Source organism: Vibrio aquaticus (assembly GCF_003970385.1).
Classification (GTDB): Bacteria; Pseudomonadota; Gammaproteobacteria; order Enterobacterales; family Vibrionaceae; genus Vibrio; species Vibrio aquaticus.
Genome location: NZ_RXZH01000002.1, coordinates 226,428 through 239,941, shown reverse-complemented (window position 1 = coordinate 239,941; position 13,514 = coordinate 226,428). Strand labels below are relative to the sequence as shown.

Below are 13,514 nucleotides of genomic sequence, written 5' to 3'. Positions count from 1 at the left end.
TTAGGCACCAAATTGAATGCGATGCAGTTGTGCATACGCCCCATCTTGTTCGATCAACTCACTGTGATTGCCGCGTTCAACAATCTCACCTTCATCAACCACTAAGATTTCATCGGCGTTTTCGATTGTCGACAATCGGTGAGCAATCACTAACACCGTTTTATCTTTCTGCAGTTCATCTAAAGCTGATTGGATCGCTTTTTCAGATTCGGTATCAAGTGCCGATGTCGCTTCATCAAGAATCAGGACTGGGGCATCACGCAGCAAAGCACGAGCGATAGCAATGCGCTGACGTTGACCACCAGACAGACTCGCACCATTTTCACCAATGACGGTATCTAGGCCATCATCCATTTTATCAATGAAGTCCATCGCATGAGCGAGTCGAGCCGCATGTTCAATTTGCTCGCGGCTGTACTGCTCGGTTGCCGCATAAGCTATATTGTTCGCGATAGAGTCATTGAATAGATGGACATTCTGAGAAACCAAACCAAAGTGGCTACGCAGATTAGTTAGCGCATACTCTTTAACATCATGACCATCGAGAGCAATAGAGCCTGAATCCACGTCATAGAATCGAGTAAATAAATTGGCGATGGTGCTCTTACCTGAGCCAGAACGACCAACCAGTGCCACTGTTTTCCCTTGAGGGAGATCAAAACTGACACCATTTAGTGCTGGTTTTTCTTTGCCTTCATAAGTAAACACTACGTCTTTAACCGCTACATCACCACGTACTTTTTCTACTTCTAACTTGCCGTTATCTTGCTCTGTTTCTAGGTCAATTAAAGCAAACAACGTTTGGCTCGCCGCCATACCACGTTGGAAATCTGAGGTCACGTTAGTCAACGCTTTTAACGGGCGCATAAGACCAAACATTGCAGAGAAAACTACCGTAAAAGTACCTGGGGTCAGGTCGGCACGAATTGAATCGACGCTGGCTAAGAAAAGAACAACCACTAGAGCAATAGAAGCGATCACCTGAATGACAGGGTTAGCAATGGCTTGAGCGGCCACTAACTTCATCGATTGCTGACGCATTTGGTTGCTTACTCGGTCAAAGCGCGCGCGCTCAACCGTTTGGCCACCGTAGCTCAGAACCACTTTGTGACCTTTTAACATCTGCTCAGCAGAAGAAGAGACATGGCCCATCGCCTCTTGCATGTTCTTAGATATTTTGCGGAAACGCTTAGAAACAATACCAATTCCCCAAGCAACCAACGGTGCGACGACGAAAAGTACCAAAGAAAGCTGCCAACTGTTCCAAAACATCAAGACCAATAGACCAATAATGCTCGCCCCTTCACGAACGATACTCACTAATGCACGGCTCGTTGCTCCGGCAACCTGCTCTGAGTCATATGTAATGCGCGAAAGTAGGCCACCAGCTGATTCTTTATCAAAGTAAGACACGGGCATGTGCATGAATTGGTTGAAGATGGCTCTACGCATCTGCATAACCACGTTACCTGATACCCAGCTTAAGCAGTAAGTCGAGACAAACCCACTGAACCCTCGAACCACCATCATGCCGAAGATAATGAAAGGAAGCGTACGAAGGAAGTTCGATTCAGCGTTACCAAAACCCTCATCAAGAAGTGGCTTAAGTAAAGAAACCATGTAAGTATCTGCGACCGCGTTAATGATCAATGCAACAACCGCTACTGCTAATCCTGCTTTATATAAACGGATGTAAGTCCACAGGCGCTTGAAGGTTTTCCAAGTCGTTTCGTCTTGATTCAGTGACATAGAAATGCTTATTTTCTTTTGAAATATTCCTTCTATTCTACTCCCTTACGTAGCATCTGCCTATACCAATGGTGACCTTTGCTGTCCCTAAGTCCGCCTACATCTATGCCATCTGAGTAAAACTTCACCACAACTTGGCCAGATGTCCCTGTATCTCGCCAATTAGCCCCCTCATTTTGGTATCTTTCCACCACCTCTTGATTGGGCAGATTCCAGCGCCCACCTTTGGCTGTCGAAGCAATCGCATAATCGGGTTGAACCACTTCAACAAACCGCGCAATGGAGGAGGTCTTACTGCCATGATGTGGGACTAGCAGAACATCTGCGTGTATCTTTTCAGGTTGGCGAACTAAATGCCATTCGGCGATGGTTTCAATATCACCAGTCAAAAGAACTCGAAAAGGCGATGTTTCATCGGTGATCAGTACGACACAAGAATGGGGGTTATATGCTCTAGTCACTCGTTTTGGCGGCCACAGGACCTCTAAGTGAATCTCTCCCAACTTGATTTTTTGCCCCATCACACACGCTTGACCACCTATCTCTTTTTGGCTACTCATCACCGTTTTGGGTCGCCATTTTTCAACTAATGTCTGCCACCCTCCTGAATGATCATTATCGAGATGACTCAGTAATAAAAAGTCCAATGAATCCACACCTGACTTAATCATATAGGGCGAGATAATTTGTTCAGCAATGCTTGAGGTACTCCAAGCCGCTCCAGTGTCATAAAGCAGCATTCTGTCTTGCTGTTTTGCGGCAACCGCTAAACCATGCCCAACATCGAAGACCACCAGTTCCCAGTGCGGTGCCTTTTTCCAATCTACTAGATAGATACTGGACACAACCCCGACCAACATCACACCGACACGATTGAGAACGAGGGATGAAAACGTCAGGACAAGTAAAAGAGATCCCACTACAACCATTTGCCGCGAAACATCAATCCAGCCCCACTGCGCAAATTCAATCAGATAGACAACCGGCGACAAACTTAAATCGACCAGTTCCCATAGCACTGCTCCCCCATAGCCTGTATAGCTCCACACAAATGAAACTAAAATCAGCGGCACAACCACAAAGCTGAACCAAGGCACAAAAATCAAGTTGTAAAACACAGCGCCAAGCGCCACACCGTGAAATAGAAAGGCTGAAATCGGCATCATCAAGAGAACTAAGACTAGCTGCATCATGAACGCTTTTCGCCACAAAGATGAGGCACCTCGTTGAAATGACAAGAAGAGGAAGACGACTCCAACCGCATACATCGACAGCCATAGACTTGTGCTAACACTAGAGAAAGGATCAATAAACAACAAGCTTGCGAGAACCAGCCACCACTTATAGGGGTAAGATACTCTCCCCGGAAGCGACTGGACAACACAAAGCAACACACACATCAACACTGCTCGTTGAGTTGGGATTGAAAAACCCGCCAACCACGCATAAGTCAACGCCACCAGCAAACCGAATCCAATCGGCACTATGGTGAAACACCAGTGAAAGCGTAACAAGAGCTTGCCGAATCCCCAGCCCAGCCCAAAAGCGATGCCAATGTGCAAACCTGAAATCGCAATCAAATGGCTTAAACCACTGTACTGAAGTTTTGACCAAGTCTGCTGGGAGATCTCATCGCGAATACCAAACAACAGCGCGAGAGCGAGATCCCGATGTGTTAGGTCTAGGCTGTGTTGGTTAAATTTAACCAACGCTGCGCCTCGTAATGAACGGGAAGAGATAACAAAAAAGCTTTCATTTATGACACGGGCAGAACCCACGATACTTTGTGACAAAGCGTAAGTTTCTGCGTCAAATCCTACATCATTAAATAGCCCGACAATTGGCTTAACTTGGACTTTACCGTTGAATTTATCGCCTAACTGCATAGGAACCGGCGAGGTTAAACGAATTTTGGGTTGGACAAGTCGGTTCAAGGAGTAACCATTCATTGATCTAACTACAACTCTGCCTTGAAAGCCTCGACTTATTGGTTTAAAAAGGCTGTCAACGTCAGCAATTATGTTAATATCCTGACCTGCTTTAAAAAGTTTTTCTGTTTGGTATTGAAGCAAGTTGCCATTCACGTATATGACGACAAACGCTAACGCTATACCCAAAGCGAATCGAGCTTTCCTATACTTGATGGAGACAACCATCACTACTATAGCGATTGCAAGAAAATGCCCACTCGGCATAATTGGCCAATATGGGCAAGTGATGATCAATAAACAAAAAGAAATTAGCGACCAGTAATTTAAGTAGAGAGTCATATTTCCCTATGCCAAGAAAATTTATCCAACGCTTTATGCCTGACCACGAAGTAATTAAGCGTCAGAAGGCACTAAAGGTTTTTGGCAATGTGCTTTACAACCCTAATTTATGGTGCCTTAACCGCCGTTCCGCTGCTGGTGCATTTGCGGTTGGCCTATTTATGGCCTTCGTTCCCCTTCCGAGCCAAATGATCATGTCAGCAGGCCTGGCGATTGCTTGTGGCGTAAACCTACCGCTTTCCGTCGCTCTCGTATGGGTCAGCAATCCCGTTACCATGCCGGTGCTGTTCTACTTCGCCTATAAGGTAGGGGCTTGGGCAATGCATGTCCCACCGCAACATTTCCACTTCGAGCTTTCATGGGAGTTCCTACTGCACCAAATGAGTACAATTGGTCCCCCATTCTTACTTGGTTGCCTGATTTGCGGAGTGATTTCAGCCATGATTGGCTACTTTGGTATTAAAGCTCTGTGGCGCTACTCTGTCGTTCGCAGTTGGCAAAAGCGTCAAATCAGAATAAAGGGCTTACTGAAGAAGTAAATGACCATCTTGATTGCTACAAACAAGTTCTAAATATGATGTAATGAGCTTGTAAGACAAGAATGAAAAAAGGACCTACCCAGGTCCTTTTTTTGATCTTGATGGCATGTCGCTATTTCGAACTGAGCACTGCCGCTGGGTTGAGTTTGCTTGCTCGTGAAGCCGGATACCAAGTCGCTAATAGACTCAGTACAATAGCGGTAATCGATACAACAGCGACATCAAACACTTCAACTTGTGATGGCAAGAAGTCGACAAAGTAGATATCACCCGATAAGAACTTGTGGCCAATCAGGTTCTCAAGGCCAGAAATCATCGGCGTAAGATTCAGGGCGACCAAAACACCAACTAAGCTACCAACAACACTGCCGAATGCCCCAGAGAAGACACCTTGCCAAACAAAGATACGTTTAACGAGCCCATCGGTAGCGCCCATTGTGCGTAAAATCGCAATCTCCGCAGCGCGATCTTTTACCGCCATCATCAATGTTGAAACAATATTAAAGCTCGCCACCCCAATCACTAATACCATCACCAAGTACATGATGGTTCGAACAAGCTGGATATCTCGGTACAAGAATCCATATTTTTGTTGCCAACTGCGCAGATAGACATACACATCTAATGTATTGCCTGCCTCTCTGACAATTTGAGTCGCTTGTAAAACATCACTCACTTTCACCGCAACACCCGTCACTGACGCGCCAAGCTTAGCGTAGCGTTGTGCATCCGCCAGAGGAATCAAAGCAAGACTATGATCGATCTGACCATTTAAAGAAAGCAAACCGGCCACTTTGACACGTACGCGTTTAGGCGCTTGAACGGAAGTTACCGCACCACTGGTTGGAATCATCAGAGTCAGGAATTCGCCCTGCTTCACGTTGAGAAGATCCGCAATGCCTTTACCTAAGATGACTTGCTGACCGCCTGCGGTGAAGTTTGCCCAAACTTTCGGATCAATAAAGTCACTCAGATTGGATACACGAGATTCTTGTTCTGGGTCCACACCTCTGACTTCAATCGCCTTGAGCTGAGCTCCTTTTTCAGCCAGCGCGGTCATTTTTACATACGGCGCTGCGGCTTCAATTTTCGGGTGTTTCTCTGCTTGTTTAACAACGTTCTGCCAATCAAGCAAAGGCGCTCTGACCCCTTCAAACTCACCATGAGAGATAACGGAAAGCACTCGGTTATTAAGCTCTCGCTCAAAACCATTCATCGCAGATAAACCAATAATGATCACCGCAACGCCAACAGCAATTCCGATAGTGGACGACATCGAAATAAACGACACCATTGTGTTTCGCTGTTTACCACGACTGAAACGACGCGCAATAAAATGAGACAGGGAGGAAAACACTTACACCCCCTCAACATTAAGCAACAAGCCATCTTGCATATGCAGTTGACGATCCATCTTTGCCGCCAACTCACCATCGTGTGTCACTACCAAAAATGCCGTTTGTGATTCTTGGTTCAACTCGCGCATTAAATCGTATATAGCCAAGGCGGTTTTATGATCCAGGTTACCTGTCGGTTCATCAGCCAACACTAAAGAAGGGTTATTGACCAAAGCTCGGGCGATCGCAACACGCTGACGTTCACCACCCGATAATTCGGATGGACGGTGGTCTAAGCGGTGGCTCAAGCCGACTTTATCCAGCAATGCGGTCGCCGCTTGTTTCGCAGTGGCCACTTTCGTACCACCAATCAATAACGGCATAGCGACATTTTCAACGGCACTAAAATCAGACAATAAATGGTGGAACTGATAAACAAAACCAAGATGTTGATTACGTAATTTCGCTTGTTTGTTCGAACTGAGCTTAGACAGGTCTTGGTCTAGAAAAGTAACATGCCCTTCTGTCGGGTCATCCAATGCACCAAGAACATGCAGCAGCGTGCTCTTACCCGAACCGGAGCTGCCAATGATCGAGGCTAACTCGCCTTTTTTGAGATCGAAGCTGACCCCTTTTAAGACTTGAGTATCAAACGAACCCTCTCGGTACGTTTTACAAACGTTATGACATTGAAGAAGGTTACTCATATCTTAAAGCCTCAGCTGGTTTCACAGAAGATGCGCGGTAGGAAGGAAATAGAGTTGCCACTAGGCTTAGCGCAATAGCCAAAACAACAACAATCGAAATTTGAACAGGATTAATCAGTACAGGTAACTCGCCACCAACAGAGAAAAGTGCCACGCCCATTGAATCCAAAATCGTATTCAGGTTTGACGCGAGCAACACACCAAGTGCGCCACCAATCAACGCACCGATCACACCGCTGCTTGCCCCTTGCACCATGAAAATCGCCAACACTTGCCTATCGGTCATACCTTGTGTTTTTAAGATGGCGACTTCGGATTGCTTCTCCATCACCACCATGATTAAGGCAGAGATGATGTTAAAGGCTGCTACACCAATGATAAGGCCTAGCATCAATCCCATCATGTTCTTTTCCATACGAACTGCTTGGAACAGTTCACCACGCTGGTCTCGCCAATCTTGCCATTTCCAACCGTCAGGTAACGGTTGATTGCTTAACTCGGACACCACAAACGGGTCATTGAAGAACAAACGCCAGCCAGTCATCGTGTCTGGTTTCAGTCGCATTAACTTCGCCGCATCATCAATATGAGTCAGCATCAGCTGTCCATCGACATCAGAGCCGGTATTGTAAATGCCTGCGACTGTGAACAAACGTTGGCTCGGGATACGGCCTAATGGTGTGAATTGACTTGCACTGGTGACCATCAATCTCACTTTATCACCAATAGACACATCCATTGATCTCGCTAAAGTATGGCCGATAAAGATTTGATACTTGCCCGATTGCAGATTCGATAACCGCCCAGCGATGAGGTGCGTTTCAATCGGATCATGGTCGGTTGGTTTAATACCAATCAGTAGTCCGGCGCTGAGTTGGCTAGCACTTTGTAACACAGCCTCACTTTGCACAATCGGCTCTGGGTGACCAGCATCAGAAAAATCGCTGATAAATTGGGGAGGTATGTCTGAGCGCTCTGTCTTTCCATCGTGCTGGGAGACAATCGCTTGAGGTAATACCCCTAAAATTCGACCTTTAAGCTGCGCTTCAAAGCCATTCATCACCGAAAGAACCGTGACTAAAGACATGACACCAATGGTAATACCTGCGGTTGACATGTAAGAGACAAAGCGACTGAACCGATCACCCGAGCGCCCACGTAAGTAGCGCAATCCGATAAAGGTTGAGACTGGATGAAACATAGAAGAAACCAATGTTGAGTCTAGTGAGCTGAGAATTGACTGATTTAAAAGTGGTTGCCACACGTAGAAACAGACAAAACCCAGTTAATGGGGTTACTCTACCGATTAAATGATGCTCCGTGTAGTGTTTAATTGCCAATTACTCGTTAAATTGTGTAATAAACAAAGGGATATCTTGATTCCTAGGCAGGTATAACGATAATCAAATCTAGATAAAGAAGGAATTGAGCATGTCAGACCAAGAATTTTTCACTGTGAACCATACAATGACGGTGAATATCGAACCATTAGAAACCGGTGAGGTGTTCCCTAACCCTGAAAACTTCGAAGGTGAGATCCCTGCGCCATTCTTGGTCGCCAGTGAGTTTAGCCACCTAGACTTGCTTAATGACAGTGCTCGAGCAGAGCTCAAAAACAACGATTTTAAGCACGTTATTCAGTTGCTCGACACGCAAAACTCTAAGCTAAACCTATTGCTGACTTTTATGCTTTCTCAGCAAGATGATCCGTCATTTCGCCACCAAACTCGCTCTTTCGGAGCCAGTCAATTTAGCTACCTAAGCCAAGAGACACTAGAGCCTGGGACTAAGGTGCGCGCAAAGATGTTTTTGGATCACCCAGCAGCCGCTATCTATTGCTATGGTCACGTTGAGAAAGTCGAAGCAGATGGCGATCACCACCTCGTGACCATTAAATATGACCTGCTGCGCGATCTCGATCAGGATCTACTGATCAAAGCCGCCCTTTTCCAACAACAGAAATTACTTCGTCAGCGTTCGCTCAACCGCGATAAATAATCAAATATTATGTCTAACAAATCTCTTTTTAATCTCACTTGTGCCAATGGCGCTGGCGACAAAAAACACATTGGTAACCTGCAAGGAGCTAGCCTTGCCCTCGCGATTGCTGAACTGGCTCAGTCCCATAATGGGCACTCCTTGCTAGCGGTGCCTGATCCTCAGACCGCTTTAAAACTGCTGCAAGAAATCGAGCAATTTACCACTCAAGAAGTCTCACTGTTTCCAGATTGGGAAACACTGCCTTACGACAGTTTTTCTCCTCATCAAGAGATCATATCAGACCGTATCTCTAGACTTTACCAACTGCCAACAGTTAACAGTGGCATTACTATCATTCCAGTGAGTACATTACTGCAACGTCAATCGCCGCGTGATTACTTATTGCAACACACCTTGATGGTCAAAGTGGGCGATCTGTTTTCACTCGAAAAGCTAAGACTCCAACTAGAAAAATCAGGCTATCGCAATGTCGATCAAGTTTTTGGGCCTGGTGAGTATGCTAGCCGAGGTTCGATTCTCGATCTCTTCCCTATGGGCTCAAAAGATCCCTACCGAATTGACTTCTTTGATGATGAAATCGACACGATTCGTACGTTCGATCCTGAAAATCAGCGCTCCATTGAAGATACCAAAGAGATCCGCTTACTGCCTGCCCATGAATTTCCGACCTCAGAGAGTGCGATTGAAGATTTCCGTATTCGTTGGCGCCAACGCTTTGAAGCGCGTAGAGAGCCAGAATCCGTGTATATGCAAGTCTCAAAAGGAACTTGGCCGGCTGGTATCGAATATTGGCAGCCGCTGTTCTTTGAAAAAACGGAAACTCTGTTCGACTATATTCCAGAAGATAGTCAGTTACTGACTGTTGGTAACATTGAACAAGCCATCGACACCTTTTTGAACGATGTGGAATACCGATACGACCAACGAAAGGTTGACCCGCTTCGTCCACTGCTGCCACCCGAAGAACTGTGGCTGAAAAAAGATGAACTGTTTAGCCACTTTAAGCAACTACCACAAGTTCAGCTCTCTATCGATCCTGTCACAGAAAAGCAGGGGCGTTGTAACCCTAACTTGTCGCCTCTGCCGGATCTTGCCGTTCAGCATCAACACAAAGAGCCGATGTCGGCCCTGCGTCAATTCGCAGAATCTTTTGCGGGCAAGATCGTCTTCTCCGTAGAATCAGAAGGCCGAAGAGAAGCACTGTTAGAGCTACTGCAACGCATCAAGCTACGCCCTGAAGCCGCAGACACCCTTGAGCAGGCAGTCAATGGTAAGGCTAAGTTCAGCCTTGTATTGGGCGCTGCTGAACATGGTTTTGTTTTCGGTGATGACCAAGTCGCCTTTATCTGTGAGAGTGACCTACTTGGTGACCGCGTTATTCAGCGTCGCCGCAAAGATCGCAAGTCGACCAACAGCGATGCCGTCATCCGCAATTTAGCAGAGCTTCAACCTGGTCAGCCCGTTGTTCACATTGACCACGGTATTGGCCGCTATATAGGCCTGCAAACGCTCGAAGCTGGCGGCATGACCACAGAATATGTCACGCTCGAATATCAGAATGAAGCCAAGCTTTATGTACCGGTTGCTTCACTAAACCTCATCAGCCGCTATTCTGGTGGTGCCGAAGATGGTGCACCAATCCATAAGCTAGGCGGTGAAGCCTGGGCAAAAGCGCGCCGTAAAGCCGCAGAAAAAGTGCGAGACGTTGCTGCTGAACTTCTTGATGTCTACGCCAAGCGTGAACTTAGACCTGGCTTTAAGTTTGCTCTCGATCGCGGTCAATACGCGACATTCAAAGCGGGTTTCCCATTTGAAGAGACGGATGACCAGTCAATGGCAATCAACGCGGTCATGTCGGATATGTGTCAAGCTAAAGCCATGGACCGCCTTGTGTGTGGTGATGTGGGTTTTGGTAAAACAGAAGTGGCCATGCGAGCTGCATTTGTTGCAACAGACAATGGCAAACAGGTAGCAGTGCTAGTACCGACGACCCTACTCGCACAACAACACTTCGAGAACTTCCGAGACCGTTTTGCCAACCTACCCATTCGTGTCGAAGTTCTATCGCGCTTTAAAACCGCGAAAGAACAAAAGCAAGTTCTGCAAGATATTGAAGAAGGTAAAGTCGACCTCGTTGTGGGTACGCACAAACTGCTGTCTAATGATATCAAGTTCAAAGATCTTGGCCTTCTCATTGTCGACGAAGAACACCGCTTTGGTGTGCGTCAAAAAGAAAAAATGAAAGCGATGCGCGCGGATGTGGATATTCTGACGCTCACCGCTACGCCTATCCCTAGAACCCTCAATATGGCAATGAGTGGCATGCGTGACCTTTCGATCATTGCGACTCCACCAGCTCGCCGTTTAGCCATCAAAACTTTTGTGCGCCAAAAAGACGATGCCGTGGTACGTGAAGCGGTACTGCGTGAGATTATGCGTGGTGGTCAGGTTTACTTCCTGCATAACCAAGTCGAAACGATCGAGAAAGTTGCGGCTGATCTAGAAAAGTTGGTACCAGAAGCCCGAGTCACCGTCGCTCATGGTCAAATGCGTGAACGCGAGCTTGAACGCATCATGAATGACTTTTACCACCAACGTTTTAACTTACTGGTGTGTACGACCATCATCGAAACCGGTATTGATGTCCCAACGGCCAATACCATTATCATGGATCGCGCTGATAACCTCGGTTTAGCACAGCTTCACCAGTTACGTGGTCGTGTTGGGCGTTCGCACCACCAAGCCTACGCTTATCTGCTTACCCCACACCCGAAAGCCATAACCAAGGACGCGGTTAAACGCCTTGATGCCATCGCCTCATTGGAAGACTTGGGGGCAGGCTTTACGTTAGCGACTCACGACTTAGAAATTCGTGGCGCCGGTGAGCTACTAGGTGATGAGCAAAGTGGCCAAATTCAATCTGTCGGCTTTACGCTCTATATGGAGATGTTAGAGCAAGCAGTCGAAGCATTAAAAGAAGGGAAAGAACCTTCCTTAGATGATTTACTGCGAGACCAAACGGAAGTGGAAATGCGACTTCCTGCACTTCTCCCTGATGATTACATCCCTGACATCAACACTCGTCTGTCAATGTACAAGCAGATCGCTAGTGTGAGCAGTGAAGATGAATTGGGCGAGCTGAAAATTGAATTGATTGACCGATTTGGTTTATTGCCTGACGCCACTAAGAATCTGCTTTCAGTCGCTAAACTGAAACTGCAAGCGGCAGAACTGAAAGTGAAGAAGATTGAAGCCCACGATAAAGGCGGGTTTATCGAATTCTATCCAGATGCTGACATTAACCCAATGTATTTGGTTAAACTATTGCAAGCTCAGCCACAAAAATTCGCAATGGATGGACCAACTAAGTTCAAGTTTACGATACCATTGGTTGATAGACGCAAACGCGTCCAATTTGTTAATGACATGCTGGGTGAGTTCCAGCAAAATCTATTACCGAAAGCCTGATTGTTTACCTTATTAAATTGAGGTGCTTAAGTACCTCTTCATGGAGTTGTAATGAAGAAACTCATCCCGCTGTTGCTTATGCTTGTTGCAATGCCGTCAATGGCACAGCGTCAGTTCGATATTGAAGTGATCATTTTTAAGCGTGCCGTTGATGCGGAGCAAACTGCGGAATCTTGGCCAAACAAACTGCCAGAGATCAACCTTGAACGTGCGGGCTCATTTTCTGATACCAGTTACCGCGCAAAAAAAGGGGTTCAGATGCTGCCGTACTCCGCTTATGAGTTAACCGGCGAAGTGGATAAACTCAAGCGTCATGCCGGTTTTGAAGTCTTAATGCATAAAGCTTGGCGTCAAGGTGACCAAGGTCGATTTGGTGCACCTACCTTCCATATTCAGGCAGGTAAGGACTACTCAAAACAGTTCCATAAAGACGGTTCGATGATTGGTTCAAAGTCTGACTACGAAGTGCTCGATGGCATCACAGAAGAAAGCATTCCGCAGGCTCTTTACCAGCTAGATGGCAAACTCCAGATCTACGTTGAGCATTACCTTTACGCCGACGTAGAGCTTGACCTCAAAGCGCCAAGTGTTCGTGAAGTGGTGTTGGAAGAAAAAAGCCCAGAAGAGTTAGATAACGAGCTCAATGGTCAAGACCAAGTGGTTCAGGTTGGCCTAATGGAAGACGTCACACCAACGGTACACAAAGAAGAGTTTCTTAAAAGCTACCGCTTAGACCAGAAACGCCGCATGCGCAGTACCGAAACTCACTACTTAGATCACCCTTTGATGGGCATTATCATCCAAGTACGTCGAGTAAACTCATAGTGCAAGGAGCCCTCTATCAACGAGGGCTCTATTTTTATGACGCCTGATTATCAAATCATCACCTCAACGTTAACACTGCGTTTGATCACCCTTGACGATGCCGAGCCCCTACTCGACTGCATTATGCAATCTGCAACCCTTCATCAATGGGTTGATTGGTGTCACCCCGATTTTTCTCTTGATGATACTGAACGCTTTATCCTTGCAACACGACTGAATTGGGTTAAAGGGCAAGCGTATGGCTTTGGCGTGTTCTGTCGAGAAAGTGACGAGTTGCTTGGAATGGTCGCCATCAATGAGCTGTACCATACGTTCAACATGGCCAGCATCGGTTACTGGGTTAGCGACAAACATCAAGGACAGGGCATTGGTAAGAAAGCCGTGTGCGCCTTGGTTGAATTCTGCTTTGATATGCTCAAACTTAGCCGTGTTGAGATAGTCTGCGACCCAGATAATGTTCCTAGCCAAAGGCTGATTGAAAGCTGCGGTGGACAATTTGAATGCCAAGCGCCCAATCGATTTATCTTTCGAGGAAAGCCCAAAACGGGGCTGGTTTACGCCATCATTCCCCAATAAAAAAGAGCGCCGAAGCGCTCTTTTTATCTATCTCGATTTTTG

General features: G+C 46.5%; 10 protein-coding genes. 5 read left to right on the top strand and 5 right to left on the bottom strand.

From position 1 onward, the window contains the following. Positions 1 to 1,749: a lipid A ABC transporter ATP-binding protein/permease MsbA gene (gene msbA / locus EJ063_RS07010; protein ID WP_126573388.1), complete on the bottom strand. Its 1,749-nt coding sequence runs from the start codon at positions 1,747 to 1,749 to the stop codon at positions 1 to 3. A 32-nt stretch (positions 1,750 to 1,781) separates the two neighbouring features. After that, the gene (locus tag EJ063_RS07005; protein WP_208640360.1) at positions 1,782 to 4,019 is read right to left on the bottom strand and encodes a DNA internalization-related competence protein ComEC/Rec2; all 2,238 of its coding nucleotides are present in this window, start codon (positions 4,017 to 4,019) and stop codon (positions 1,782 to 1,784) included. An 8-nt stretch (positions 4,020 to 4,027) separates the two neighbouring features. Between EJ063_RS07005 and EJ063_RS07000 the strand changes: the two genes are divergently transcribed. Next, positions 4,028 to 4,558 carry a DUF2062 domain-containing protein gene (locus EJ063_RS07000; RefSeq protein ID WP_126573386.1) on the top strand — a complete coding sequence of 177 codons (531 nt, stop codon included), beginning with the start codon at positions 4,028 to 4,030 and terminating at the stop codon, positions 4,556 to 4,558. 112 nt (positions 4,559 to 4,670) lie between these two features. On the opposite strand, the gene lolE is transcribed toward EJ063_RS07000, so the two are convergent. The 3 genes from lolE to lolC are packed head-to-tail and all read right to left on the bottom strand — an operon-like array spanning position 4,671 to position 7,803. Then, entirely contained in the window at positions 4,671 to 5,915 is a 1,245-nt protein-coding gene (lolE, locus tag EJ063_RS06995) for a lipoprotein-releasing ABC transporter permease subunit LolE (protein ID WP_126573384.1), read from the bottom strand. Continuing rightward, entirely contained in the window at positions 5,916 to 6,602 is a 687-nt protein-coding gene (lolD, locus tag EJ063_RS06990) for a lipoprotein-releasing ABC transporter ATP-binding protein LolD (RefSeq protein ID WP_126573382.1), read from the bottom strand. It lies immediately after the preceding gene. Further along, positions 6,595 to 7,803 (bottom strand): lipoprotein-releasing ABC transporter permease subunit LolC, encoded by a 1,209-nt coding sequence (lolC, locus tag EJ063_RS06985; protein ID WP_167469885.1) that lies wholly within the window; start codon positions 7,801 to 7,803, stop codon positions 6,595 to 6,597. The genes lolD and lolC overlap by 8 nt, the downstream gene beginning before the upstream one ends. Before the next feature lie 230 nt (positions 7,804 to 8,033). Here lolC and EJ063_RS06980 point away from each other — a divergent pair, with 230 nt between their 5' ends. The 4 genes from EJ063_RS06980 to EJ063_RS06965 are packed head-to-tail and all read left to right on the top strand — an operon-like array spanning position 8,034 to position 13,472. Further along, positions 8,034 to 8,600: a PilZ domain-containing protein gene (locus EJ063_RS06980; RefSeq protein WP_126573380.1), complete on the top strand. Its 567-nt coding sequence runs from the start codon at positions 8,034 to 8,036 to the stop codon at positions 8,598 to 8,600. Positions 8,601 to 8,609: 9 nt separating this feature from the next. After that, entirely contained in the window at positions 8,610 to 12,071 is a 3,462-nt protein-coding gene (gene mfd, locus EJ063_RS06975; protein WP_126573378.1) for a transcription-repair coupling factor, read from the top strand. A 51-nt stretch (positions 12,072 to 12,122) separates the two neighbouring features. Beyond that, positions 12,123 to 12,896 carry a peptidoglycan binding protein CsiV gene (locus EJ063_RS06970; protein WP_126573376.1) on the top strand — a complete coding sequence of 258 codons (774 nt, stop codon included), beginning with the start codon at positions 12,123 to 12,125 and terminating at the stop codon, positions 12,894 to 12,896. Positions 12,897 to 12,932: 36 nt separating this feature from the next. Next, on the top strand, positions 12,933 to 13,472 hold the full coding sequence (locus EJ063_RS06965; protein ID WP_126573375.1) for a GNAT family N-acetyltransferase: 540 nt from the start codon (positions 12,933 to 12,935) through the stop codon (positions 13,470 to 13,472). Positions 13,473 to 13,514: the final 42 nt, after the last annotated feature.